General features: G+C 44.1%; 21 protein-coding genes. 17 read left to right on the forward strand and 4 right to left on the reverse strand.

Annotated features, from left to right (window positions below; all coding sequences use genetic code 11):
* Nucleotides 1–489, reverse strand: a complete 489-nt coding sequence (locus ACUM5Y_RS06540) for an Lrp/AsnC family transcriptional regulator (protein ID WP_445976071.1) — start codon at nucleotides 487–489, stop codon at nucleotides 1–3.
* A gap of 138 nt (nucleotides 490–627) precedes the next feature.
* On the opposite strand from ACUM5Y_RS06540, the gene ACUM5Y_RS06545 reads away from it, so the two are divergent.
* The 4 genes from ACUM5Y_RS06545 (at nucleotide 628) to ACUM5Y_RS06560 (ending at nucleotide 4,116) form a co-directional block, all read left to right on the forward strand.
* Nucleotides 628–1,563: a DMT family transporter gene (locus tag ACUM5Y_RS06545; protein ID WP_445976072.1), complete on the forward strand. Its 936-nt coding sequence runs from the start codon at nucleotides 628–630 to the stop codon at nucleotides 1,561–1,563.
* A gap of 303 nt (nucleotides 1,564–1,866) precedes the next feature.
* Entirely contained in the window at nucleotides 1,867–2,292 is a 426-nt protein-coding gene (locus tag ACUM5Y_RS06550) for a RidA family protein (RefSeq protein WP_445976073.1), read from the forward strand.
* 236 nt (nucleotides 2,293–2,528) lie between these two features.
* A complete protein-coding gene (locus tag ACUM5Y_RS06555; protein WP_445976074.1) occupies nucleotides 2,529–3,545 on the forward strand; it encodes a 1-aminocyclopropane-1-carboxylate deaminase in 1,017 nt (338 codons plus the stop codon).
* Between the two features lie 118 nt (nucleotides 3,546–3,663).
* Nucleotides 3,664–4,116: an Lrp/AsnC family transcriptional regulator gene (locus ACUM5Y_RS06560; protein WP_445976075.1), complete on the forward strand. Its 453-nt coding sequence runs from the start codon at nucleotides 3,664–3,666 to the stop codon at nucleotides 4,114–4,116.
* A gap of 12 nt (nucleotides 4,117–4,128) precedes the next feature.
* Here ACUM5Y_RS06560 and ACUM5Y_RS06565 read toward each other — a convergent pair whose 3' ends face one another.
* Nucleotides 4,129–5,037, reverse strand: coding sequence for a LysR family transcriptional regulator (locus ACUM5Y_RS06565; protein ID WP_445976076.1), 909 nt, complete (start codon nucleotides 5,035–5,037; stop codon nucleotides 4,129–4,131).
* 93 nt (nucleotides 5,038–5,130) lie between these two features.
* On the opposite strand from ACUM5Y_RS06565, the gene ACUM5Y_RS06570 reads away from it, so the two are divergent.
* From ACUM5Y_RS06570 to ACUM5Y_RS06580, 3 genes are all read left to right on the forward strand, one after another.
* Entirely contained in the window at nucleotides 5,131–5,406 is a 276-nt protein-coding gene (locus ACUM5Y_RS06570) for a DUF1330 domain-containing protein (protein WP_445976077.1), read from the forward strand.
* A 145-nt stretch (nucleotides 5,407–5,551) separates the two neighbouring features.
* The gene (locus ACUM5Y_RS06575; RefSeq protein ID WP_445976078.1) at nucleotides 5,552–5,860 is read left to right on the forward strand and encodes a DUF1330 domain-containing protein; all 309 of its coding nucleotides are present in this window, start codon (nucleotides 5,552–5,554) and stop codon (nucleotides 5,858–5,860) included.
* Nucleotides 5,861–5,908: 48 nt separating this feature from the next.
* Nucleotides 5,909–6,694 carry a phytanoyl-CoA dioxygenase family protein gene (locus ACUM5Y_RS06580; protein WP_445976079.1) on the forward strand — a complete coding sequence of 262 codons (786 nt, stop codon included), beginning with the start codon at nucleotides 5,909–5,911 and terminating at the stop codon, nucleotides 6,692–6,694.
* A 22-nt stretch (nucleotides 6,695–6,716) separates the two neighbouring features.
* On the opposite strand, the gene ACUM5Y_RS06585 is transcribed toward ACUM5Y_RS06580, so the two are convergent.
* Both ACUM5Y_RS06585 and ACUM5Y_RS06590 read right to left on the reverse strand, forming a co-directional pair.
* Complete coding sequence (locus ACUM5Y_RS06585) at nucleotides 6,717–7,559, reverse strand: hypothetical protein (protein ID WP_445976080.1); 843 nt, start codon at nucleotides 7,557–7,559, stop codon at nucleotides 6,717–6,719.
* Nucleotides 7,549–8,772 carry a hypothetical protein gene (locus ACUM5Y_RS06590; RefSeq protein ID WP_445976081.1) on the reverse strand — a complete coding sequence of 408 codons (1,224 nt, stop codon included), beginning with the start codon at nucleotides 8,770–8,772 and terminating at the stop codon, nucleotides 7,549–7,551. The genes ACUM5Y_RS06585 and ACUM5Y_RS06590 overlap by 11 nt, the downstream gene beginning before the upstream one ends.
* Before the next feature lie 184 nt (nucleotides 8,773–8,956).
* Here ACUM5Y_RS06590 and ACUM5Y_RS06595 point away from each other — a divergent pair, with 184 nt between their 5' ends.
* The 10 genes from ACUM5Y_RS06595 (at nucleotide 8,957) to ACUM5Y_RS06640 (ending at nucleotide 21,710) form a co-directional block, all read left to right on the forward strand.
* Entirely contained in the window at nucleotides 8,957–9,652 is a 696-nt protein-coding gene (locus ACUM5Y_RS06595) for a VC0807 family protein (RefSeq protein WP_445976082.1), read from the forward strand.
* 258 nt (nucleotides 9,653–9,910) lie between these two features.
* Entirely contained in the window at nucleotides 9,911–10,888 is a 978-nt protein-coding gene (locus tag ACUM5Y_RS06600; RefSeq protein ID WP_445976083.1) for a dipeptidase, read from the forward strand.
* 72 nt (nucleotides 10,889–10,960) lie between these two features.
* Nucleotides 10,961–11,506, forward strand: a complete 546-nt coding sequence (locus ACUM5Y_RS06605; protein WP_445976084.1) for a DUF5943 domain-containing protein — start codon at nucleotides 10,961–10,963, stop codon at nucleotides 11,504–11,506.
* A gap of 126 nt (nucleotides 11,507–11,632) precedes the next feature.
* Nucleotides 11,633–13,696 carry a dimethylglycine demethylation protein DgcA gene (gene dgcA, locus ACUM5Y_RS06610; protein ID WP_445976085.1) on the forward strand — a complete coding sequence of 688 codons (2,064 nt, stop codon included), beginning with the start codon at nucleotides 11,633–11,635 and terminating at the stop codon, nucleotides 13,694–13,696.
* A gap of 67 nt (nucleotides 13,697–13,763) precedes the next feature.
* A complete protein-coding gene (locus ACUM5Y_RS06615) occupies nucleotides 13,764–15,734 on the forward strand; it encodes a (Fe-S)-binding protein (protein ID WP_445976086.1) in 1,971 nt (656 codons plus the stop codon).
* 1 nt (nucleotide 15,735) lies between these two features.
* Nucleotides 15,736–16,971 carry an electron transfer flavoprotein subunit alpha gene (gene etfA / locus ACUM5Y_RS06620; protein ID WP_445976087.1) on the forward strand — a complete coding sequence of 412 codons (1,236 nt, stop codon included), beginning with the start codon at nucleotides 15,736–15,738 and terminating at the stop codon, nucleotides 16,969–16,971.
* Nucleotides 16,971–17,768 (forward strand): electron transfer flavoprotein subunit beta, encoded by a 798-nt coding sequence (etfB, locus tag ACUM5Y_RS06625; RefSeq protein WP_445976088.1) that lies wholly within the window; start codon nucleotides 16,971–16,973, stop codon nucleotides 17,766–17,768. The genes etfA and etfB overlap by 1 nt, the downstream gene beginning before the upstream one ends.
* Nucleotides 17,769–17,784: 16 nt before the next feature.
* Nucleotides 17,785–18,021: a hypothetical protein gene (locus ACUM5Y_RS06630; RefSeq protein ID WP_445976089.1), complete on the forward strand. Its 237-nt coding sequence runs from the start codon at nucleotides 17,785–17,787 to the stop codon at nucleotides 18,019–18,021.
* Nucleotides 18,022–18,236: 215 nt separating this feature from the next.
* Entirely contained in the window at nucleotides 18,237–19,877 is a 1,641-nt protein-coding gene (locus ACUM5Y_RS06635; protein ID WP_445976090.1) for an EAL domain-containing protein, read from the forward strand.
* Nucleotides 19,878–20,087: 210 nt separating this feature from the next.
* Complete coding sequence (locus tag ACUM5Y_RS06640; protein ID WP_445976091.1) at nucleotides 20,088–21,710, forward strand: EAL domain-containing protein; 1,623 nt, start codon at nucleotides 20,088–20,090, stop codon at nucleotides 21,708–21,710.
* Nucleotides 21,711–21,751 lie beyond the last annotated feature (41 nt).

A 21,751-nucleotide genomic window follows, 5' to 3' on the forward strand; every position in this document is an offset into this window, starting at 1 on the left:
TTAGCTGTTTATGATCAAGCCGTTCTCTGGCAGGGGAAGAGCGGTTTTATAGCGAACTTGTTTCAGGGCAAAGCTGGAGCGAATGTTTTCCACTCCGGGGATTTTAGTCAGTCTGGTTAAAATAAGCGTCTCTAAAGCTTGGATGTCTGTCACTAATACTCGCAGCAAGTAATCCTCATCCCCCGTCATTAGATAGCACTCCATCACTTCTGGGCATTCTGCAATGGCGTCTTCAAAAATTTCGAGGGCTTCTTCATCTTGCTTCTTTAAGCGTATGTGAATAAAGACGTTCACGTGTAGGCCAAGCTTTTTAGCCGATACGAGAGATACCTTGCCATTCAATATCCCCATTTCTTCTAATCGCTTAACTCGGTTAAAGCAAGGGGTTGGCGACAAATTGACCAAGCTTGCCAGTTCTGCGTTGGTGATATCACCGTTCGTCTGCAACTTGTTGAGGATAGCGATATCTTTATTATCAAGCTTGATCATATAAATTATCCTTAAAATCTAGTATATGAAGATAATATATACTGAATTTTTGGAAGTGGCGATAAACAAAAGAAACTTTCTCTGCAAAAATATGGGTACTCTATTTCTAAGTCATTTCCTTACGAAAGCGAGCCCATTATGTCTAAGACCATTGCACCGAATTTAGTGAGAGAGCCTTGGAATGTTTCTTTGCTGTCAGCACAAAGCAAAGCCCTGTGTTTTTTGTTCCTGGCGATTATTGTTTGGGGTGGGAATTGGCCAGTCATGAAAGTGGGGCTAGACCACATTACGCCAGTGTGGTTTTCCATGATGCGCTTTGCCCTTGGCGGGGCGGCATTATTTTTGTTTCAGTTAATGACGAAAAGCTTGTACCTTCCTACTAAAAAAGACATGCCTTTGATTCTAAGCATTGGTCTTTTGCAAATGCTGGTTTTTACGGTATTAGGTGCTATCGCCATGACACAAGTGGAGGCAGGGCGCTCGGCGATTCTTGCTTACACCACCACCTTGTGGGTGCTGCCTCTATCTGTGGCTTTTTTCCGTGAAAGGTTGTCTGCAAAACAATGGCTTGGGGTAACCTTTGGCTTAGCTGGGGTGGTTACTTTGTTTAATCCTTTCAGTTTTGACTGGAGTAATTCTGCTTTGCTAATGGCCAATGGTCTATTATTGGGCGCAGCGTTTTGCTGGAGCTTATGTATCATCCATTTACGACACTCTAAATCCACTGCAACCGCCTATCAGTTGGCCCCTTGGCAAATGCTGACCGCGACAGTGCCTTTAATATTTCTGGCTTATTGGTTGGAAGGGCCGTTTACGGGGGATGGCAGTATGGATTTTTGGATGATTTGTCTTTATCTAGGGCCTCTTGCTACGGCGTTTTGTTTCTGTGCGGTGAATGGTGCCAGTAGACGTTTATCAGGAACTTTCATTTCTACGTCTATGTTGGGAGTGCCAGTGACAGGGCTCTTGTTTTCCAGCTACTTCTTGAAAGAAGCCCTAACCATGCCATTAATCCTTGGTACCTTATTGATTTGTAGCGGTATTTTGTTTGTGATCATGAGCGCTAAAAAGTAGCTTTCTCTATCATTGTGATATTAGAATGCCTTACTTTTCTTAAAAATAGACTTCCTTTCTGATTACTTATTTCATTTATGCTCTTTAAATGGAATAAGTATTCAAAATCCTTTCTCGTAAGAAATTATGCCTAAAAATACACTTATATTATGAAAGCACGTTGCTGATAAATCAGGGTAGTCTAGTAGTGTATAAGTTTTATGCACACAATAGCGGGCGCCTTTGTTGGGGCTGCTATTCATTCCTAATATAAAAAAGTGTGTGAAAGTTTTTTTAATTAAAGACCGACAGGAAGGTACAGCAATGACAAACTTTCTACGACACACCTTTATGCCAGAGGCTGAAGCCGCCAATGCTCTGTACTCTCAGGCGATTCAAGCCGACAGGCTAGTCTTTATATCTGGCCAGCCCCTTTCCATACCAACATCAGATACATCCCTGAAACCCTCCATCGAAGAACAAGCCGCCGCCGTCTTAGAACATTTAAAAGCGGTCAGTGAAGAAGCTGGTGGGTCTTTGAAAGACATGGTTCAACTTAATCTCTACCTCACAGATATGTCCCAGTTAAATCAAGTGAATCAGGTGATTAAGCGCTATTTCAGCCAACCTTACCCTTGTCGAACCACATTAGAGGTGAAAGGTTTAGAAAAGGAAGCGGACATTGCTGCCGATGGAATTGTCATTTTAAACAGTGGCTTTAGCCTTGAAGAGTTGGCTGTCATAACTTAGCAAGCTTTCTAGGGGTGAATACTATCTACTGTGTTAAAGAAATCCGCCATTGAGCGGATTTTCATTGCCAAAATCAAAGTGAAATTTTCTTTCTATAATTAAGGTTTTTGTGATTTTTATTTCCTCTTTTTTGTTAATTTTTGAAATTATATAGATTTAATTTTTTAAAATTAGAGAGCACCTTTCGTTGTTAGTTCGCTAATCTAATTAGCATCAACCAACAAAAGGAAATCACAATGAACCTCGAAAAATTTGAACGCTACCCCTTAACTTTTGGTGCAACGGCTATTGAACATCTACCACGTCTAACTCAAGCATTAGGCGGCAAGGTAGAGATTTATGCTAAGCGCGAAGATTGTAATTCGGGTTTAGCAATGGGTGGTAACAAGTTACGTAAATTGGAATACATTATCCCAGATGCCATTGCATCCGGGGCGGATACGTTAGTATCTATCGGTGGGGTGCAATCTAACCATACCCGCATGGTAGCCGCTGCGGCGGCCAAAATTGGTATGAAATGTCGTCTCGTACAAGAGAGCTGGGTTCCTCATGAAGATGCTGTCTACGACCGAGTTGGTAACATCTTAATGACTCGTTTGATGGGGGCGGATAGCCGCATTGTAGATGATGGCTTTGATATTGGTATCCGGTCTTCTTACGAAAAAGCCATTGAAGACGTTAAAGCCGAGGGTGGTAAGCCTTATGGTATTCCTGCTGGTGGTTCGGTGAATAAGTTTGGTGCGATAGGGTATGTGGCCTTTGCAGAGGAAGTAAAAAAACAAGAGGAAGAGTTGGGCTTCCAGTTTGATTACATTGTTGTGTGTGTGGTCACAGGTTCAACGCAAGCGGGCATGATTGTTGGCTTCGCTGACCAAGGCCGCGCGGATCGAGTGATTGGCATTGATGCCTCTGGCACGGTGGAGCAAACTCGCTCCCAAGTACGTAAAATCGTCGATAATGCGGCAGAGCTGGTAGAGTTAGGGCGTAAAGTCAGCGATGACGAAATTGTCATTAATCCTGACTATGCCTACCCAGCTTATGGTGTGCCAAGCAATGAAACCAACGATGCCATTCGTCTTGCGGCGCAAACAGAAGCCATGATGACGGACCCTGTTTATGAAGGTAAGTCGATGCAAGGCATGATTGATTTGATCAAGAAAGGGGATATACCAGAAGGGTCGAAAGTTCTGTATGTACACCTTGGTGGCGCGCCTGCCCTAAACGGCTATAGCTACACATACCGCAACGGTTAAGCCTTAGTTAGGCAGTGAAATAACACTTTTTGGCTAATGCTAAACAGTGTTATTTCACTCTTCTTTCAATTTCTATATGATCATTTCATCAAATAGAGAAAAGTGAGAAGAATCGGACATGAACAAAGTTGATAAGAAAATCTTACACCTTTTACAGCAAGATGGCCGACTCACCAATGCGGATTTGGCAGAAAAAGTAAATGTAAGCCCCGCTACCTGTCATCGTCGCACTCACCAGCTTTTTAAAGATGGTTACATTAGTGAAGTTAGGGCCATCATTGCGCCAGAAAAAGTCGACCGTAGCGCTCTGGTGTTGGTCGGTGTCGTACTAGATCGTTCCACCAAAGAAAGCTTTGCTTCCTTTGAGGCTTCCATAAAAACGCTGCCCTTTATTCTGGATTGTTACCTAGTGGCTGGCGACTTTGACTACTTCTTGAAAGTCCGAGTAAAAGACATGGCCGACTTTAACAAACTGCACAGTGATCAATTACTGGCTTTACCAAGCGTTCGCCAACTTAGAACCTTCTTTGTGATGAAAGAAGTGCAAGATAACGCCCCCCTGCTTTTTTAGATTTACAGGAAATTAGGCAGGCAAGCAGGCTTTGGCAAAGTAGTGGCAATAGAGCTGATAAAAGCGCGTCACATGAACAGGTTTTTCCCCCTTGTATTGGTGCAAAAGGTAAAAGTGCCAAGCTCGGCCTCTGAGTTCTGGTAGCACTCTAATGAGTCGGTTGTTGTTCAGATGCGGCTGGGCGTCAAATTCGGGCAGCAGGGCAATGCCCATGTCATTCAAGACCATCTCTAATACAGAATTCAGTGAATTAATTTTGGCACTGTGAGTGAGTGAAATTCGCTGCTCATTTTCATGCTGATTATCGAACAACTGCATTTTCTCTCGGTGCCAAGCGGTCGCGATAAACTTGTGTTGAGAGAGTTGCTCTAAGCTCTGCACTTCACCGTATTGCTGAAGGTAGCGCGGCGTAGCGCAAAAGACTTCCGACACCTTACCAATTGATAAGGCGCGATAATCACAATCTTTCAAGTCTCCACCAAAAATAGCCGCATCAAGGTTCTGCTCGATAAGGTCTTGCCACTTTTCGGTAACGATCACCTCGGGGATTAATTTTGGAAACTCTAAACACAACTGTCTTAATGTTGGGGCAAGAACCCCTTTCTCCACAAAGGGCGGTACAGAAACTCTAAGACTGCCACTGGGTTGTTCTTTTTCGCCATCCAGTTCCATGAGTGTCATGCTCAGCTGCTCACTCAATAGTTCGCTGCGCCCCAGTAAGGCTTCTCCTGCTGAGGTTAATTGCACCCCACGAGTATTGCGTATGAGCAGTTGATGCCCGGTGGCGTCTTCTAGGCGTTTGATCTGCTGGCTGATGGCCGATTTACTCATATTGAGTTTTTTAGCCGCCGCGGTGAAGGAGCGCTTTTTGGCGACTTCAACAAAGATAAGCAATAGAGGGGCGAGTTTTATAGTGTTCATATAATTAAACAGTTCGTTAATTTTGTGGTTATTGTTTATATTATTTTCCAATATTAAGCTGTGTCAACTTTCATTAACCCAAGGAGATACCAAATGAGCAGTTTAGTTGTTGTTGATCTAACCCCCACAGATAAAACCAAAATAGCCGAATACAGTGCGTTAGCTGCGGAAACATTAGTGCCTTTCAATGGTCGTTTTCTGGCTAAAGGGCCGGTTGAAGTCTTGCATGGTGAGGCTCCCCATCCGATAAAAGCGGTAATCGAATTTCCAGATGCTGAAAGTGCTCGTAACTGGTACAACAGTGAGGCTTATCAAGCCATTGTGCCTTTGCGAAATACCGGTATGCAGAGCCAGTTTCATTTGATTTAATCTGTACCGAATGATGTTTGACACCCCCTTGCTGAGTTGATCAATTAGTAGGGGGGCTTTAAGTTGCAGGTTATAAATTACGGGCTTTGCGAATGGCCTGTCTTATATTTCAGTCTTATATTTCACAGCCTAGTTTGGAGATAACATGTCATATGAAAGAATAATGGCTCTTGAGGTCACGGATGATGCGGTCTATCAGCAGTATCGCGAGCATATGATGCCGATTCTGCATTCCTATGGCGGCAGTTTTGGCTATGATTTTAAGGTCAGTGAGGTGTTGAAATCAAAATCAGCCGAGCCGATTAACAGAGTCTTCACTATTGATTTCCCCAGTAAGGAAGCGATGGAGCAATTCTTTAGCGACCCTGATTACCTTGCAGTGAAAGCTAAGTTTTTCGAAAGCTCCGTTGGTTCAGTGACCACCATCTCCTTGCATGAAAAGCCTGACCTATGATGTATATAGGTAAAATGAAGTAGGGTCTTAGACGGAGCTGAGAGTGATATGTCACCACTAGAGCAATACGAAAGAAATGGTTATGTTGTTTTTAGAGATTTCTTTATAGATAAAGAAGTCTCTTTAATCGATTCGCTGGTAGATCCAATTTATCAGCAATGGCGCACTAAAAACGCCGCCGTTATCTTTCAACATAAGCTTGTCAATATGCACTCTTTAACGCGCCCAGAGTATTTTTTACAAGATGATGAGAGGCGTGTTGAACTGTTTGAGGCGATCGCTTCCCAAAAGCTTGTTGCAGCACTAGAGCAAATGTTTGGTAATGATCTTTACTTTCATAACACTCAGTTGTTTTTTAACCCTTCAAATCCTGAACGCTTGCCTTATTGGCACAGGGATATGCAATTCAGTCCGATTGAAGATGCTTTGCAAAACGAGCAACAAGACAAGATGCTTAGTCTTCATGTTCGTATCCCATTGCTTGATGAGAAAGGCCTTGAACTAATTCCGGGTACCCATAAGCGCTGGGATACCGAAGAGGAACGCAAGGTTAGGTTGGAGCTGGATGGGCGTAAAAATCATGAGTCCCTTGAAGGCGCTGAGCTGATCGATCTTGGAGTAGGAGATGTCTTAATTTTTAATGCGCAAATGATCCATCGAGGGAATTACCAATTGAACTCGGAGCGTAAAGCATTGGATATTTGTATCGGTCGTTTTCACCCTTTGCCTACGGCTTTTCTTGACCCCGAGGTCTTACCCAGCCAACAGCAAGTTGAGAAAATAACCCATAAAGACTGGTATCTCTTGGCTCAAAGCCTTATTGATAAGCCTTAAACCTTCACAAGTTATGAAAGCGTTAGTGGGGAAGTGCCGTTAATAGCTGATCAAGCGATCCTGTAAAGACCCTGTCGCCACTTGCCGTGACATGCTCAAGGGTAAAGTTAAATCGGCTACACAAGGCCGCGCCATCATCAGTATAGGCCAGTGCAATTAGGCCTTTTATTCGTGGGGCAAAGGCCTCTTGTTGCGTTAACTGCTGAACAAGGTGAGTGAATAATTTATAGATTAAAGTGCCTTTTCGCCATTCGGGTTTGAGTACCACACTTGGGATATACAGATACAAGGGGCCGTTAAATTCATCCGAAACGCCTTGTATGTCTTTTTCTTCAAGTTGGCCGCTTCGTAGTTGCTGATACTCTTGTTCGTCCAGCTTGATCAAACCAACCTGACCTACCAGTTCTCCTGCTGAAATAGCACCACTGAACAAATGCAAGTTCTTGCTGCGTAAGCGGCACCAGTGGTCGATTTCTTCATTGTTTGCGTGGTAATTGGCAATGCCACTGTCTGAGAGAAAAACCGACGAAAGCACAATGTCTCTTATCTGCCAGCCTTGATCTAAAAGCTCAGGGTAGCTCATGCAAGTGACGTTTTTTGAGCGAGCCACACTGGTGACGGTTTGGTTTAACCAGTCTGGTAAATTGGGCTGCATCGTCATGACAAAGTACCAATTAAACCACTCTAACCATTCAAGCTTGGTAAAGCTTGGCTGTTGTATTAACGCCTTCATGCGTTGAGCCTTAAATAGGCTGGTATCTTTTAATAAGGTGAGCAGCGCCTCTTTAATATCCGTAGGAAACTGCGCCAACGACAAATTAGCGTCGGACTCAAAGAATGTGCTTATCCTGCAATCAAGAGCCATGTTGTCCCTTACGTCGTTTAATTAAGATGATAATGATTAAAGCCAGCACCCCAGTGCTCAAGCCAGAACCCAAGATAGAATAGATTTCTGACAATGAGTACCAATTTCCGTCCAGTAGACGCTGATACATGGTGAAAAGGTAGGGTGCAATCTCAAAGACAAATAGAATCATGGCGATGAGGAATAAGATTTTGTCTTCACTGCCTTGCTTTATGGCTTGGCGAATATTGATCTTATGCTGCAAGAACTCTTGGTTCTTATCGTAAGTTTCAAAGTGTTTTTCAATACCAAAGCTCTGATCCAACTTGTTGGCTAAGTTTTGTGCCGTAATGTAATGGAAGACGCTGATGTCCCAAAATGGCATGGTGGTGGAGTATTCAGACGTCAGCCTGTCCATTGTCGTCATTTCCAGTAGGCTACTGTCGCTGATGGCTTCGATGGTTTTGGTATTGGTGCGTAAAATAGCGGCCTCTTTAAAGGCTAAGATTTCGAGAATAAAGAGAAATACGCTGTCCGATGCTAGGGTGGCAACTTGATGCTCCCCTGGGCGACGGTCCAACCTAACGACACAACTTTTACCTGTGTAGATTTCGCTGCTGTTGTATTGGGCTATGTTGATAGCAATCTGTGCTTTTATGTCTGGCGAGGTAAGTTGTGCCGCCATATTTTCCGAGTCATAGGTCTCGCTGGCGAGATAGCTGAGCATGATATCGTCTGTGATGTCGTGACGAGTGGATAAGCAGGTTTTGGCCGCAGAGGATAATAACTGAATGCCAAACTGCTTTAACAGGTGTTCATTCAGGCTCATGCTAAGGCCTTGTTCATTTTTAAGGATCAACTTATCCGCAGAAACCCTATCCAGTAGTTGAGAGACGACAAACGCTTTATCGTGAAGAACCAACATTACAACGGCTAATTGGGTGTTGCTATCAATGGTCGCGACCACTTCCATGGTTTCGTAGAGGCCATCTTCTGCACTGCATTCTAGCTCATCGAAACAGGCCAGTTGATAGCTTCCTAAATCGTAACGTTGCAGAGATTTATGTAGGTGGCCAGAAATTTCATTTTCAATTCGAAAAGACATTTCTTGGATGAGCTCGGACTCATTGGCGTTAGAGGCGTTGTCTAGGTTTTTCTTAAGCTTGGTGTTGGCGACAAAAGATGGGATAACGATATAAACATTGCCGTTGAATTGCTCAGTTACTGCAGTCATTGTCCTACTCGATACAAAATAGTTAATCAGAATAATAACAAACGCTAACAGAGTAAATTTATATTTTACAAAGGCCTTACTCGCATTTGGCGAGATCTAAGTGCTCAGTAGAGTAGTTCACTATGGGCTTTTGCTTTATGATAGGCGCCATTATTAGTTTTGAATTTTGTTAGGTTTATCAATTATGAATAGCACTCCTGAACATAAGCCACGTCCTATGGTGGACTTGCTGGTCAGCGTCATTTTACCGTCACTGATTTTAATGAAACTAAGCGGCGAAGATGCTCTTGGGGTTAGTGGTGGTTTGATCGTTGCACTGGCCTTTCCATTAGGCTGGGGTTTATTTGAATTGGTGAAATACAAGAAGTTTAATTTCATTGCCTTGTTAGGTTTGATCAGTGTTTTACTCACGGGCAGCATCGGCTTATTCGAGTTAGATAATAAGTGGTTGGCAATTAAAGAAGCCTCCGTACCTGCCTTGATCGGCATCGCGGTATTGGTATCAACCTTTACGCCATACCCATTGGTGCGTGCTTTGCTCTTTAATGCTTCCGTGATGGACGTAGAAACCATTAAAGAAAAGCTTGCGGAGAACAACAGCACGGCATTGTTTGAAAAGAAATTGCTAAACGCGACCTATTTTATCGCCGGATCTTTTGCCTTCTCAGCCACCATGAACTACTTATTGGCCAAATGGATTGTTGTCAGCCCAGCGGGCACAGAAGCCTTTAACGAAGAGCTTGGGCAAATGACCTTGTACAGTTACCCAGTGATCGCCATTCCTTCTATGATCATGATGATGGCGACATTCTATTACTTGTGGCGAGCAATCAACAAAGCCACAGGCTTAAAGCTTGAAGACTTACTAGTCAAAAAATAATTCCCTTATCAGGGTGACAAGAAGGTCATGCTTTCGAGCATGGCCTTTTTTTATGCCTACTACTTTATGGCGTCTGTCTCTGTGTCGAGAAAACCTTTGCGACACTCACTTTAGTGGTTCCTAGAAACTTTACTCATCACGACTTTTGCCAAGTCGCTTTTAGTCTTTGTCTAGTCGCTTACAGCCTGCTTCCTTGTGCTGCGAAAAATTACACTGAGTTCAATCCTATTGAGCAACCTTAGTGGCAAGGAATACACCATGAATGCAGCAGAATTACATGACAAGGCCATAGTGATCGATGGTCTTATTTGTTCTAAGTGGAACCGAGAACTGTTTGAAGACATGTCCAAAGGCAAGTTAACCGCGGCTAATTGCACCGTGTCTTTTTGGGAAAATTTTGAAGGCACAGTGCGCAATGTGGTGGAAATGAATCAGTTGATCGAAGCCAATAGTGATCTGCTGACTAAGGTGTACACCACGAAAGACATACACCGTGCGAAAGCGGAAGGTAAAACCGGTGTAATGATGGGCTTTCAGAATGCCCATGCCTTTGAAGATCAAATTGGCTATGTGCAAATCTTCAAAGACCTAGGGGTTGGTATTGTGCAAATGTGCTACAACACGCAAAACCTAGTGGGCACAGGCTGTTATGAGAGAGACGGTGGTTTGTCCGGCTTTGGCCGTGAAATCGTCGCCGAAATGAACCGTGTCGGCATGCTGTGTGACTTATCACATGTGGGCCCAAATACTGCAAAAGAAGTCATTCTAGAGTCTAAAAAGCCCGTTGCTTACTCCCACTGCCTGCCATCTGGTTTGAAAGAACACCCTCGTAATCGTAGTGACGAAGAACTGAAATTCATAGCAGACCATGGCGGTTTTGTTGGCGTCACCATGTTTACGCCCTTTCTAAAGGCTGGAGTAAACGCCACCATCGACGACTATGTGGAAGCCATTCAATACATTTATAACATCGTTGGCGAAGATGCCATCGGCATTGGCACAGACTTTACTCAAGGCCACGGACAAGACTTCTTTGAATACCTCACCCACGATAAAGGCTACGCCCGACGCTTAACGCGCTTCGGTGAAATCATTAACCCTAAAGGTATTCGTACGGTTGGTGAGTTCCCGAATCTTACTGAGGCTTTGCTACGTCATGGTTTTAGTGAACGCCAAGTGTGCAAAATCATGGGAGAAAACTGGGTCAATTTATTAGCCGAAGTCTGGGGCGAATAGCCGAGCGCAGAGTCGTTTTAAAGACATATTTTACCGTCAAATTTTTCGTATTAGGTCATTAAGGAATTAATTATGGGAAGCCACGCACCAGAAATGCCAATTCAAGTCGACGATGAAACCGGTGTTTGGAGTACTGATGCTCTGCCTATGTTGTATGTGCCGAGACACTTTTTCGTCAACAACCACATGGGCATCGAAGCCGAAATTGGCGCCGAGCGTTATGCCGAAATTTTGTATAAAGCAGGCTATAAGTCTGCTTACTTTTGGTGTGAGAAAGAGGCGGAATTGCATGGTTTTAGTGGCGATGAAGTTTGGCACCACTATTTGAAACGCTTATCTCAGCGCGGTTGGGGCTTTTTCATCACCGAAGCGCTGGATGTGGCCAGTGGAACAGCCAAAGTGCGCTTAGAAAATTCTGCCTTTGTTTATCAATACATTAAAGAGCATGGCGGCAAGCCGAATCAAATGGTGGATTACATGTTTACGGGCTGGTTTGCTGGCGCTTTGGATCAGATCGCCGAGAGCCAAGGTCTAGCCGTACGTACCAAAGCAGTACAAACCCAGAGCGCAGCACAAGAAGGTTGCGATGTGGGTTACTTCGAAGTCACGCCGCTCTAGTCAATGACTAGGCTGTTAGGTGTTTGCTTTCGCGGGTAGGCAAAAGTAAACAAGGCTGTAATAGATATTTTTAAACGTGCGGTTTGTAACAAGCTCGCGGTTAGATAAGTTAAGCAGGGGTTTTTCATGTCCCAATATGATGTGTTATTTGAGCCATTAAAGATTAATAAACTGACCATACGCAACCGTATCGTCAGTACCGCCCATGCAGAGGTGTATGCCACAGACGGTGGCATGACAACCGATCGTTATGTGAAATATTACGAAGAAAAAGCCAAAGGCGGCTGTGGTTTGTGTATTTGTGGCGGTTCCAGTGTGGTGTCGATCGATAGCCCCCAGAGCTGGTGGAGCTCGGTGAACCTATCAACGGATCGTATCATTCCGCACTTTCAAAACCTTGCTGATGCGGTGCATAAGCATGGTGGCAAGATCATGATTCAAATAACCCACATGGGGCGTCGTTCCCGCTGGGACGGTGAAAACTGGCCGAACTTAATGTCTCCATCAGGTATTCGTGAGCCAGTTCACAGAGCTACGTGTAAAACCATCGAAGTCGAAGAAATCTGGCGAGTCATTGGTGACTTTGTGCAAGCAGCACGACGGGCGAAAGAAGGCGGCTTAGATGGTGTCGAATTGTCTGCCGTACACCAACACATGATTGATCAGTTCTGGTCGCCTAGGGTAAACAAACGTACCGACGAATGGGGCGGGACTTTTGAAGGCCGCATGAAGTTTGGTATGGAAGTGTTAAAGGCCGTGCGCGAAGAAGTGGGGCCAGATTTTGTGGTAGGCATGCGCATTACGGGTGACGAGTTCCATCCAGATGGTTTGAACCACGAAGAGATGAAGAAAATCGCCCAGTACTACGATGCCACGAATATGGTGGATTACTTCGGTGTGGTGGGGTCGGGCTGTGATACTCACAATACTCTTGCCAATGTTATTCCTAACATGAGTTACCCACCAGAGCCTTTCTTGTATTTGGCGGCAGGCATTAAAGAAGTCGTTAATGTGCCAGTGATCCACGCACAAAACATTAAAGACCCGAATCAAGCCAAACGTATTTTAGAAGCCGGTTATGTGGATTTTGTTGGCATGACCCGCGCGCATATAGCGGACCCGCATTTCATTGCCAAGATCAAGATGAATCAGGTGGATCAAATTCGCCAGTGTGTGGGAGCCAACTATTGTATCGATCGTCAGTATCAAGGCTTAGATGTGTTGTGTATTCAAAATGCCGCGACCTCTCGTGAATACATGGGGTTACCGCACATTATTGAAAAAACCACAGGGCCGGTTCGTAAAGTGCTGGTGATTGGTGGTGGCCCAGCAGGATTAGAAGCGGCTCGAGTGGCAGCTGAAAGAGGCCATAGTGTCACCTTGATCGAAAAAGCCAGTGAATTAGGTGGCCAGTTAGTGCTCGCGGCGAAGGCGCCACAGCGCGATCAAATTGCAGGCATTACTCGCTGGTTGGTGATGGAAGTAGAACGTTTAGGGGTTGAGGTGCGCTTAGATTGCGCCGCAGATAAAGCCTTGGTGGATGAGTTAGCGCCCGATGTGTGTATTCTCGCCACAGGTGGCCGTCCATTTATTGATCAGCACCCTGAGTGGGGCGCAGAAGAAGGCTTGGTGGTTTCCACCTGGGATATTTTGAGCGGCAAGGTAGAAGCGGGCAAAAATGTCTTGGTATACGACACCATTTGCGAGTTTTCTGGCATGTCGGCCGCGGATTACCTTGCTTCCAAAGGGGCTTTGGTGGAGCTGGTGACAGACGACATCAAGCCTGGTATCGGTATTGGTGGTACCACATTCCCGACCTATTACCGTTCTTTGTACGAGAAAGAAGTGGTGATGACCTCGGACTTTTTGCTGGAAAAAGTCTACCGGGAGGGGGATAAGCTGGTGGCTGTTCTTGAGAACGAATATACCGCTCAAAAAGAAGAGCGCCTTGTTGACCAAGTGGTGGTGGAAAACGGTATTCGCCCTAATGAAGGTCTGTATTACGACTTAAAAGAACAATCCATAAATAAAGGTCAGATTGATGTGGAAGCCTTGTTTGATGTGGCACCACAACCAATCTTGGCAGAGTCGGCAACAGGTATGATCTTGTGGCGCTTGGGGGACTGTGTTTCCCAGCGTAATACTCATGCGGCCATGTACGATGCTCTGCGTTTATGTAAAGACCTATAAGCCCCGATACCTAGGTGGCTTTTGTCACCTTGATGGCTTTCATGGCATGTGATCTTAAGGGTGCAACATGATTTTGGATTGGTTACTTCCAGCGTTAATTTACATCATACTGGTATTGGCGGCAGTTGGTGCCATGCGCCGAGTGCGCTTATGGCGAGCAGGTCAAAAAGAGCAAGTGGATTGGCTAGCAGGCCTAATGGCCATGCCAAAGCGCTATTTGCATGACCTTCATCATGTGGTGGAGCGAGACAAATATATGTCTCGTACTCACGTGGCCACAGGGGGCGGCTTTGTTTTAGCCATCTTGTTGGTGATCTTGGTGCATGTAATTGGCATCGACAGCCAGTGGTTAGCTTGGGCTTTATTAGCCGCCTTGGGCATGATGTTTAGCGGTGCCTTGTTTGTGTTTAAACGCCGCTTAAACCCGCCTTCACGCCTGTCCAAAGGGCCGTGGATGCGCCTGCCGAAAAACTTGCTGGTCTTCTCAGTGACGTTTTTTATACTCACCTTACCTTCCGCTGGCTGGTGGCCCGGAAGTGTCGGGCTTGGGGACATTGGCGGTTGGCTACTGACGCTCATTTTATCCGCATTAGTCATTATTAGTTTAAGCGAAATGCTGCTCGGCATGACTTGGGGCGGCCCAATGAAGCATGCTTTTGCAGGGGCTTTACATTTGGCTTTTCACCGTCGACCAGAGCGCTTTGGCGGTGGCCGATCCACTGGGCTTAAGCCGGTAAATTTTGAAGCGGCAGACCCTCAGCAAAAAGTGTTTGGTGTTGGCAAACCCAGCGATTTCACTTGGAATCAATTATTAGGGTTTGATGCTTGTGTGCAATGTGGTCGTTGTGAAGCCATGTGTCCAGCCTTTGCTGCGGGTCAGCCACTGAACCCAAAAAAACTAATCCAAGATATGGTAGTTGGCTTTGCAGGGGGCAGTGACGAAAAGTACGCCGGTAGTCCATACCCTTCTAAAGAAGTCGGACAGGCTAAAGGTGGTGCTGGGCAAATTATTACCGAAGGCTTACTAGATGCCGAAACGCTTTGGTCCTGTACCACTTGTCGAGCCTGTGTTGAAGAATGCCCAATGATGATCGAGCATGTGGATGCCATCGTGGATATGCGCCGCTTCTTAACATTAGAAAAAGGCGATACTCCGAATAAAGGCGCGCAAGTGCTGGAAAACATCATTGCCACGGATAACCCTAATGGCTACTCGCCAAACAGTCGTAGCCATTGGGCGGTGGACCAAGATCTGAAGCTTATGGCCGATGTTAAACAAGCCGATGTGCTGTTTTGGGTATCGGATGGGGCCTTTGATATGCGCAGCCAGCGTATTTTGAAAGCTTTTGTTAGCTTATTGAAAGCCGCTAATGTGGACGTGGCAATTCTTGGTAATGAAGAACGAGACAGTGGTGATGTAGCTAGGCGCTTGGGGGATGAAGCGACCTTTCAAAGTCTGGCTAAACGCAATTTAGCCACCTTATCCCAATATCGATTCAACACTCTAGTGACCACGGATCCCCATGCTTTTCATTGTCTGCGTAATGAATATAACGACTTTGATAGCGATGCTTTAACAGGTGTTGAAGTGCTTCATCATACGACTTTCCTAAATCGTTTGGTGAAGGAAGGGCGTTTCACACTCGATGCTTTGCAAGGGACTAACGTTACTTATCACGACCCATGTTATCTAGGGCGTTACAACGGCGAATATGAAGCGCCCAGAGAGTTACTAGCAAGCCTTGGCATTGAACTGAAAGAGATGGAACGCAGCGGCTACCGATCTCGTTGTTGTGGCGGTGGCGGTGGGGCGCCTATTACGGATGTGCCAGGCGAGCAGCGTATTGCTGATATGCGCATGCAAGATGTTGTTGAAACCGGGGCTGAGCTTGTCGCAGTAGGTTGTCAGCAATGCACGGCAATGCTTGAAGGCGTGGTGGAGCCTCGTCCTGTGGTGAAAGATATTGCGGAATTATTGGCTGAGCAACTGGTAGAGGCTTCCCATAGTACGGCTTCTGGCAATGGGGCGGAGGTCTAATATGAGTGACGTATTACGCAAAGACCCAAGAACAGAACGTATATTACGTAATCGCTTGCACCCATTACATGAAGAGCTCATGGCTCGTCAGTTAGGAGAAACACGCGGACCAACAGGCTTACTGAGAAAGAACCCGCACAATAAAGGTTATATGGGCCCAAATGGCCTTAAGCGTATTGATCGCTCTAATACATCGGCGGGCTTACTTACTACACATAAAGCCCGTAGCGCCAATCAACAGATTGAGCTGCCTTTACACATAGTTGAAACCCCTGACTTTTACATCATGGTGGTGGCTGACATGGTGGGCGGGCGTTTAAGTGCCCATGATAAGGATATTCTAGGGCTTGCTCATGAACTGATTGATGGGCGTAATGGCGCAGTCGCTCTGGTGTGTTTTGGTGAATTGAAGGAAAGCCAGTTTGATACGGCTGGTGTGGACAGACTGATCCATTTTGAAGGCCAAGACTTTGATGGTTTTGCCCCAGAATTACAAATTCAAAAACTCCTACAAGTCGAGCAGCAATATTGTCCTGAGTTTTGGTTATTTCCAGAAAGTATTCATGGGGGAACCGATCTGGCTTGTCGTTTGTCGGCGAGAACCGGTGAGCGTGCCGCCAGCCAAGTTTGGTCCGCAAATCGACAAGAGGTGATTTCTAGAGGTGCTTCAGCGAGCACAGATATTCATCGTAAAGCCTCACGAATCCTCGTTCTGCTTGAAGAATGTGCTCAACCTATTGATGAAACCCGACACGAAGCGAAAGCGCTAACAGTGGCGTCCCAGGAGTTTAGTGAACCCTCGCGTATTGTTGATCATGGCTTAATGGCCGTCGATCCAAATGCAGTGCCTTTGAGTGAAGCTGAGTTTATCTTGTCAGCAGGTAACGGTATTGAAAATTGGGCTGTTTTCCATCAAACAGCGCAGACATTAGGGGCCACAGAAGGGGCAAGTCGTGTCGCGGTGGATGATGGCAACATGCCACGCGCTCGACAAGTGGGCGCCAGTGGTACCTGGGTAACTGCCAGAGTCTACGTGGCAGTAGGGATTTCTGGTGCCATTCAGCACATGCAGGGCATTGGCCAATGCGACAAGGTGATTGCTATTAATACGGACGCTGGTTGTGACATGGTGAAACGAGCAGACCTTGCCGTGATCGCAGACAGTACTGAGCTACTCCAAGCTTTAAATCAGTTGATGGTTCAGCATCAGCAAAACTCTACACAGGAGGAAATTTAATGGTGACTAATGCACAAAACTCACTCCAGTGTGGCAAGGTTCTCAGTTTAGTTTCTACTGGTCGTCACCCGCAATCTGGTCGTTCCCGTCGTGGTGATCAGGATGCGAAAGCTGTAGAGATGGGACTTAATTTATCTGCGGAAGAATTTACAATTGTCCATGCGGGAAACCCTGAAAACCCTGTTTTACGTCACTACGCCGGCATGGGCGTGAAACAAATGGTGGTGTTAAAACAAGACCAAGATGACGATGCCTTACCCGTCTTTGTGGACTACATAGGCAAACATGGCCCACAAATTGTTCTTACTGGCCAGCGATCGGAGAGCGGTGAATCTTCGGGTATGTTGCCGTATTTACTGGCGGAAAAATTAGCTTGGCCAATAGTGTCTGGTGTGGCAGAAATCGTATCGATCCATGATGGTGAAGCTCAATTGCTGCTGGCATTACCCCGTGGGCAACGACGGGCCGTGACGGTGAAATTGCCTTTTATCGCCAGTGTTAGCTCAGCAGCTAAAGAAGCTCGTCAATCAGCCTTTGCTGTTGGTTTACGGGCTAGTATTGAAGTGCATGATGTGGCAAATTGTGTGGATCAAGCCACATCTCAGTGGCAAGTCGCACCGGCTAAGCCAAGGGCCAAACGAATGAAGGTCGTTAAAGCTAAAAACGCTGCTGAGCGAATGAAAGCCGCAACGGCTAAAGCTCAATCTAGCGGTGGCAAGGTGTTATTAAAAGAGTCTGTTGATGAAAAAGCCCAAGCGGTATTTGATCTGCTCATTGAAGAAAAAGTGATTCGTTAAAAGGGTTATAACTATTATGATGATTGTAGATTTAGTGGATGAAGTAGACCTCAAAGAAGCGCTAATGGAAATAGGCGTGCCGATAAAGTTAGACGACACTCTTGAGCAAGTAAAACAAGCTGTTATGACCTGGTTAGTACAGTCGAGTGAACATGCTGCTGAACTTGATAAAATGTACATTCAACTTAATGACCCCAACGTTACTTTGTTACCAGAGGTGGCCGAGCTGGTCTATGAACTCACCTCTTTGTAATGATATTTTATCTTGCTGAATTGAATAACTCCTTTCATATCAATCTCCTACATTTTTAGTTTGTAATAGATTGCGCGTTTTCTAATCCTTTCTTGTGGTTGTAACATTAAAATACACGTTTTAGTTTTTACTTCCATTACCTTAGTAAGTATAAATCTTGCTGTACTTCTAAATAGCGATTCTTTTACCCATCTAAACAACGTTAGAGCTTGATTATGGCTGTAGGAATAACTAAAAATAATCAACTGTTCATGTCTTTTCTTTCAAAGAGTTTTGCGAAAGCAAACTTCTTTTTGCTTTTTTTTAGTTTCATTGCTGTTTTCAGCCTTACTTTTTTCATTGCTCATATCCTCATAATAAACAATGAAATCGAAATGATGCATAACTACAGTTATGAAATTATGGAAAGAACGGATAATGCCGGAACGCAACTGAAGAAAGTTTTACAGATAGCTGACTCGAGTAGTTCTACCTCATGCTCAAAAGAGAGCTTGGATGAACTTAGAGGTATTTTATCTCACCATTATCTGATTGAAGATGCGGGTGTCATTAAAAATTATAAAATTGCCTGTACTGCAAAAATCGGTGTATTTGAAACCCCTAAATTTATTAATCCCGCTCTTTTTGTTCAAAGCGCAATTGAAAAAGTGGACTTTTTTATGTCGAAAGAGGCACTTTTTTATGCTGGCGAAAGAAGGTCTCTTTTCAAATTAAATGACGTTTTTGTAACCCTAGCACCTAATTTATACATAGGTATTGATCCGCCGGATCAACATACTGAAGCCATTTTAGTGAGCTCTATCAGGCGCATGGTTTTCAGAGGGTATAATGTCTCAGAAGTGGACTATGAAAAAATTAATCGTAAAAAAATCGGACTACTAAGTCAGTATGCCCCTTTCCCAAATAGAAGGATAAGCGTTGAAAAATGCTCATCGATATTCAAATTTTGCGTTAATTCAATTGACAATAAAATAGGAATATACGGAGTAAATAAAGATATTTTATTGCTTTTGATCGGCTTGTCTATTTTGCTCTCTTACACAATATTTATTTCCATGTATTTTTTGAAAAGTACCAAGGAAACAATGAAATATCGGCTTTCACAAGCCATCAAAAAAAACAATTTTTACCCTTTGTACCAACCTAAAATTGATCTTAAAAGCGGAAAGGTTGTGGGGGTAGAAGCACTAGCACGATGGCAAGATGAGAAGCTTGGATTTGTGGCCCCCGACGTCTTTATTGCCCTCGCGGAAGAGATGAAAGTTATTAAGAAGGTTACAAAAAGTATTACCAAGTTGGTACTCGACGAGTCGCAAGAGCTGTTGCGTGAAAATACAGAATTTACGGTAAGTATTAACCTGTCTGTTCAGGATTTAGCTGGAGGCGAGTATCTAAATTTCATTGAAAGTGAGGTGGATAAGCTGGGTATCTGTCGACGACAAGTAATATTAGAAATCACAGAGCGTTCAGCCACCGAAAGTGATGAGCTATCTAACTCAGCTCATGAGTTTTATGAAAAAGGTTATCAAATATCCTTAGACGATTTTGGTACAGGCTTTTGTAACTTATCTTGGCTATCCAAACTGGAATCTAATGAAATTAAGATAGACCGTATGTTTACCCACAGTATTAGTACAAAATCAGTAGGTTTAATTACTTTAGACAGTCTTTGTAACTTGCTTGAAAAATTCCACATGAAAACAGTTTTTGAAGGGATCGAAACCCAAGAGGAACTTGAGTATATCTTGTCAAAATCCCCTAATGCCATAGGTCAAGGCTGGCTTTTTGCGAAAGCTATGTCGATGACTGAGTTGAAAAGCTTTATTGCTAGTAAGCCATCTCTAGCACACAGCTAAATTTCCTTGATTGAATTGTAACTGAGTTTTTGACTATGAATTTTCTTATTTTCAATTAGAACAATAAGTTAATTTTGAAGTGAAGGCTATTTTGAAATTTTACTAGGCATAGCAATTAAACCTTAACAATAAACTACAGGCTGCATGGGGTAACTCATTTACCTTTTAGATAGTAAGCATTTTGGCACGGAAAAATAGGTTGGTTTTGTTATGTTGATCGCTTCATATGATAAAAATAAAATATCTTTCTCCTTGTTAAAAAAACACTTGGCCAACACCAATTTTGTTATGCTGTTTTCCGTACTTTTATTGTCTTTGGTTTTGGTTTTTTCATTGTCCCACTTCTTCATAATTCAACGAGAACGTGAAAGCCTACAATCTTATGTTGAAGAAATATTTTCACGTGCCAAACAAACGTCGAGACAAATATACCAAACGATAGGTTTGATCGATGCGCTCGGTGAGTCAAGCTGTGATGCACCATACTTAAGCTCTCTACAGGAAATTTTATCGCACCACTATTTGATAGAAGATGCTGGGAGAATAGTGGGAGATAAAATTATGTGTGCGGCGAAAATAGGCGTTTTTGAGCCACCTAAAGTTATCCAGTATGAAGTCTCTACAATGAGCGCTATTAGAGATATTCGCGTTTTGATGACCAAAAGCGGAGTCTTTTACTCAGGAGAGAGACGTGCCATCTTAAACTATAAAAATTTTTTCATTACCCTAGTGCCTACTGTCTATCTTGGGGTGGAGAGTCCAGATGAGCACTCTGGTGCGGTTTTTAAAAATTATGAAACGGGGGAGGTGATACGAGTCTTTCATAATATAGATAGACAGATGGCTGCATCTTTCTATGAACGTCAGCAAAATTATCCTGATTTTCTTCTCTTACCCGATCAAAGTATCAGAGTTGAACTTTGCTCTGAAACCTATCGCTATTGTATTGATGGGATAGATTTTAAACTGGGTATCTTCGATATTGCCTTCAGTAAAGTGCTCTACTTAGTATTTTTATCTTTCATTCTTGCCTACGCGATCTATATTTCCATTCATTACATCAAAAATATTAAAGGTTCCCTCAAATACCGACTCAGTTATGCCATTCAGAACAATAAAATATATCCCCTTTATCAACCAAAAATAAACCTTAAAACTGGCAAGATTGTTGGGGTAGAGGCACTGGCTCGATGGCAAGACGAAGTGCTTGGTGCTGTGTCCCCTGACACCTTTATTGCATTAGCTGAAGATTTGAAGCTCATTAAAACACTGACCAAACAAATCACTAGAGCCGTATTGCAAGATGCCAAAGAAATCCTTGCGCGTAATGAGGATTTTACAGTCAGCCTTAATTTATCGGTACAGGATTTGGTGGATGCGGGTTTTCTGCGTTTTATAGAAGACGAGGTTGAGAAACAAGGGATTCGTCGCCAGCAAATTATTCTCGAGATAGCTGAGCGTTGTGCGACCGAGAGTGAAAGCCTGTCGAGCTCAGCTCATGATTTTTATATAAAAGGTTATCAAATTTCCCTAGATGATTTTGGTACAGGATTTTGCAATCTATCTTGGTTGTCTAAATTAGAGTCTGATGAAATTAAAATTGACCGTATGTTTACCCACAGTATCGGTTCTAACTCGGTAGGGTTAATTACCCTCGATGGTATTTGTCAGCTATTGAGTAACTTTCACATGAAAGTTGTGTTTGAAGGAATTGAGACGCAGCAAGAGGTTGATTACATTATGGCGAAGTCACCCGATGCGATTGGTCAAGGTTGGTTATTTGCCAAAGCCATGCCCATGGCAGACATCAAGCTACTGCTGGAGAGTAAGTAACTTGATGTCCATTGGGTTAAGCTGAGCGAAGTGAAATTATA

It is taken from the genome of Marinomonas dokdonensis, assembly GCF_052747885.1.

Excerpts from the sequence above, each read along its gene's own strand:
- ACUM5Y_RS06555 (WP_445976074.1), top strand. The coding sequence starts at position 2,529 with ATGAACCTCGAAAAATTTGAACGCTACCCCTTAACTTTTGGTGCAACG.
- etfB (WP_445976088.1), top strand. The coding sequence starts at position 16,971 with ATGGTGACTAATGCACAAAACTCACTCCAGTGTGGCAAGGTTCTCAGT.
- dgcA (WP_445976085.1), top strand. The coding sequence starts at position 11,633 with ATGTCCCAATATGATGTGTTATTTGAGCCATTAAAGATTAATAAACTG.
- ACUM5Y_RS06565 (WP_445976076.1), bottom strand. The coding sequence starts at position 5,037 with ATGAACACTATAAAACTCGCCCCTCTATTGCTTATCTTTGTTGAAGTC.
- ACUM5Y_RS06585 (WP_445976080.1), bottom strand. The coding sequence starts at position 7,559 with ATGGCTCTTGATTGCAGGATAAGCACATTCTTTGAGTCCGACGCTAAT.
- ACUM5Y_RS06545 (WP_445976072.1), top strand. The coding sequence starts at position 628 with ATGTCTAAGACCATTGCACCGAATTTAGTGAGAGAGCCTTGGAATGTT.
- ACUM5Y_RS06605 (WP_445976084.1), top strand. The coding sequence starts at position 10,961 with ATGGGAAGCCACGCACCAGAAATGCCAATTCAAGTCGACGATGAAACC.
- ACUM5Y_RS06595 (WP_445976082.1), top strand. The coding sequence starts at position 8,957 with ATGAATAGCACTCCTGAACATAAGCCACGTCCTATGGTGGACTTGCTG.
- ACUM5Y_RS06580 (WP_445976079.1), top strand. The coding sequence starts at position 5,909 with ATGTCACCACTAGAGCAATACGAAAGAAATGGTTATGTTGTTTTTAGA.
- ACUM5Y_RS06570 (WP_445976077.1), top strand. The coding sequence starts at position 5,131 with ATGAGCAGTTTAGTTGTTGTTGATCTAACCCCCACAGATAAAACCAAA.
- ACUM5Y_RS06600 (WP_445976083.1), top strand. The coding sequence starts at position 9,911 with ATGAATGCAGCAGAATTACATGACAAGGCCATAGTGATCGATGGTCTT.
- ACUM5Y_RS06560 (WP_445976075.1), top strand. The coding sequence starts at position 3,664 with ATGAACAAAGTTGATAAGAAAATCTTACACCTTTTACAGCAAGATGGC.
- etfA (WP_445976087.1), top strand. The coding sequence starts at position 15,736 with ATGAGTGACGTATTACGCAAAGACCCAAGAACAGAACGTATATTACGT.
- ACUM5Y_RS06540 (WP_445976071.1), bottom strand. The coding sequence starts at position 489 with ATGATCAAGCTTGATAATAAAGATATCGCTATCCTCAACAAGTTGCAG.
- ACUM5Y_RS06630 (WP_445976089.1), top strand. The coding sequence starts at position 17,785 with ATGATGATTGTAGATTTAGTGGATGAAGTAGACCTCAAAGAAGCGCTA.
- ACUM5Y_RS06615 (WP_445976086.1), top strand. The coding sequence starts at position 13,764 with ATGATTTTGGATTGGTTACTTCCAGCGTTAATTTACATCATACTGGTA.
- ACUM5Y_RS06635 (WP_445976090.1), top strand. The coding sequence starts at position 18,237 with ATGGCTGTAGGAATAACTAAAAATAATCAACTGTTCATGTCTTTTCTT.
- ACUM5Y_RS06575 (WP_445976078.1), top strand. The coding sequence starts at position 5,552 with ATGTCATATGAAAGAATAATGGCTCTTGAGGTCACGGATGATGCGGTC.
- ACUM5Y_RS06550 (WP_445976073.1), top strand. The coding sequence starts at position 1,867 with ATGACAAACTTTCTACGACACACCTTTATGCCAGAGGCTGAAGCCGCC.
- ACUM5Y_RS06590 (WP_445976081.1), bottom strand. The coding sequence starts at position 8,772 with ATGACTGCAGTAACTGAGCAATTCAACGGCAATGTTTATATCGTTATC.
- ACUM5Y_RS06640 (WP_445976091.1), top strand. The coding sequence starts at position 20,088 with ATGTTGATCGCTTCATATGATAAAAATAAAATATCTTTCTCCTTGTTA.